Annotated in this window: 3 protein-coding genes and 1 pseudogene; 1 reads left to right on the top strand and 3 read right to left on the bottom strand. The window is 71.5% G+C overall.

The features are described from left to right. Both AB0M20_RS39145 and AB0M20_RS39140 read right to left on the bottom strand, forming a co-directional pair. The coding region (locus AB0M20_RS39145) for a hypothetical protein (protein WP_364306079.1) at nucleotides 1-186 on the bottom strand (186 nt) is incomplete at its 3' end. Between the two features lie 296 nt (nucleotides 187-482). After that, nucleotides 483-1,202, bottom strand: a complete 720-nt coding sequence (locus tag AB0M20_RS39140) for a TetR/AcrR family transcriptional regulator C-terminal domain-containing protein (protein WP_364306078.1) — start codon at nucleotides 1,200-1,202, stop codon at nucleotides 483-485. Between the two features lie 88 nt (nucleotides 1,203-1,290). Here AB0M20_RS39140 and AB0M20_RS39135 point away from each other — a divergent pair, with 88 nt between their 5' ends. Continuing rightward, on the top strand, nucleotides 1,291-1,779 hold the full coding sequence (locus AB0M20_RS39135) for a nitroreductase/quinone reductase family protein (protein WP_364306076.1): 489 nt from the start codon (nucleotides 1,291-1,293) through the stop codon (nucleotides 1,777-1,779). On the opposite strand, the pseudogene AB0M20_RS39130 reads toward AB0M20_RS39135, so the two are convergent. Further along, nucleotides 1,757-2,283 (bottom strand): annotated as a pseudogene (locus AB0M20_RS39130) (hypothetical protein); the annotation flags it as partial. The gene AB0M20_RS39135 and the pseudogene AB0M20_RS39130 overlap by 23 nt on opposite strands.

The following is a 2,283-nucleotide window of genomic DNA, read 5'->3' as shown; positions in this document are numbered from 1 at the left end:
GGCTGCGCCGGCCCGGCCCTTGCCCTCGGTGCTGCTCTTGTTGCCGGTCTGTGCCGTTCCGCAGCCCGCCGCGCCTCCCAGGACGGCGCCGCCGATGGCGAGGCCGCCGAGGGTGAGAAAGCTTCGCCGGCTGGCAAGCCAAGCGTTCCCCGCGTCGGCGGGTGAGTCGTCGCGATCGTTTGTCATCGTTTCCCCTTGCGTGAGAGGTGCCGCGGTTGCGGTGAGAAAGGGGGCAGGACTACTCCATGTCCGAAATGAGGAGGGGATCGCCTGCTCAGCCGTCATGAGGGGGAGGAGTCGGGTACGGGGGTCCGGGGCTGCGCGAGGCTTGAGACCAAGTTCACACTCGCGGTCCACCGCGTCAAGAGATCAATGCATTCCCATTACGAGCCTGTGATGGAAGCGCTCCCACATCGGAACCTTCAAAGGCTTGTGTATTAGAAAATGTGAATCCGGGTATACCGTCCGGTTCAGTCGGCCGATCAGGTGCGGCCGGCGTCTGATCTCCGGCGTCGTTCGAGGCCGTCGAGGAGGATGTCGAGCGCGAACTCGAACTCGCGGTCGTCGTCGCAGCCGCCGAGCGCGCCCTCATGGGTGACCGCGGCGGCCAGCTCGGCGACGTGCGGGTGGTCCCGCGCCAGCGCGGCGGCCTGAGCCGCGGCCTCCGCCGGAGTCGGCCGGACGGCGGGGGAGTCGTCGAAGAGGTCCTGGCTGAACCCGAGAAGCCTGCTGCCGAACAGGTGCAGCGCGTGATGGCTGAGATCGACCGAGCAGCCGCCGCCGCGCAGCACGGACAGCGCCCGCTCGATGTGCCGCAGGGACGCGGGGGTGGGTGACCGCCGGCCGGCGAGCAGGGTGGCGGCCCACCGGTGGCGCAGCATGGCGCGGCGCGCCGCCATGATCAACGAGCGGAGTGCGGCCGTCCACGGCTCACCCGACACTGTGGCGGCCGGGTCCTGCTCGATCTCGGCCACCACGGCGTCGGCCATGGCGTCGAGCAGGGCGCCCTTGTCGTGCAGGTGGTAGTAGATCGACATCGCGTCGACGTCGAGCTGCTGGGCCAGGCGGCGCATGCTGAGGACGTCGAGGCCCTCGCCGTCGGCGAGCGCGATCGCCGCGGCGACGATCCCCTCCCGGCTCAGTCGCGCTGAGGCACGGGCTGAGGCACGGGTGGTGACGCGGTCGGCGGAACGTCGTGGCACCCGATGATCCTACTTGTCGGCGGTGGCCCGGGCGGCTACGCTCTACAGCGTAGACCTACAGCGTAGGAACAAGCCGAGGGATGTCGCCATGACAGAGCCGCTGATCAGCCGCGACCGGCACACCACACTTCCGCCACGGCGGATCATCCGACTCATCTGGGCGGCCCATCGCGCACTGCTGCGGATCACCGGCAACCGCATCGGCCTGGGTCTTCCCACCGCGGACCGGCGCTGCGGCACGATGCGCCTGCGCACCACCGGCCGGCGCTCCGGCAGCGAACGCGCGGTCGTGCTCAACTACATCGAGGACGGCGATCGTCTCGTCACGCTCGCCATGAACGGCTGGCATCCCGCCGATCCCGCCTGGTTGCTCAACCTGCGCGCCCACCCCGTGGCGGCCGTGGACCTCGCCGGCGGGAGCCGCGCGGTGCAGGCGCACGAGGCCGGCGGCGCGGAGCGGGACCGGCTCTGGGCGCTCTTCCACGACTACCTCGGGTACGGCGACCTGCAGGCCTTCACGGCACACCGCGGCCGGGAGACGCCGGTGGTGGTCCTCAGCCCCGCGCGGGCCGGGTGACGGGGGCGCGGTTCCACCACAGGGCCAGACCGGCGCCGGCGAAGGCGAGCAGCACGCCGGCCAGCACGAACCAGACGGTGATCTCCACGTCCTGCCGGCGCACCCCGAACTCCCGCGGCAGGTCGGCGAAGACGTCGCTGAGCTGGTCGGCGTCCTCGGCCTTGAAGTAGCGCCCGCCGGTGATGTCGGCGACCTCGGTCAGCGCCTGCTCGTCGATCTCGCGGTTGCGGCCGCCGCCGAACCCGCCGAAGCCGCCGCCGCGCGAGCCCGGCCCGAAGAGCGAGTCCCCGCTGACCTGGTCGGCCGTGCACATCATCTGGGCGGGCTCGGTGGTGCCGAAGCCGATCGTGTAGACCCGCAGGCGCCGGGCGGCGGCCTGCTCGGCGGCGACCGCGGGCTCGACGCCGGTGGTGTTCGAGCCGTCGGTCAGCACCACGATGCTGTCCGGTTCGTAGTCGCCGGCCGCGCCGGGCACCGGATCACCCTGGCCGCCCAGATCGACCC

The organism is Actinoplanes sp. NPDC051633, assembly GCF_040681735.1.
Classification (GTDB): domain Bacteria; phylum Actinomycetota; class Actinomycetes; order Mycobacteriales; family Micromonosporaceae; genus Actinoplanes.
The sequence above is the reverse complement of the archived record's forward strand: the minus strand, read 5'-3'. Positions and strand labels throughout refer to the sequence as shown.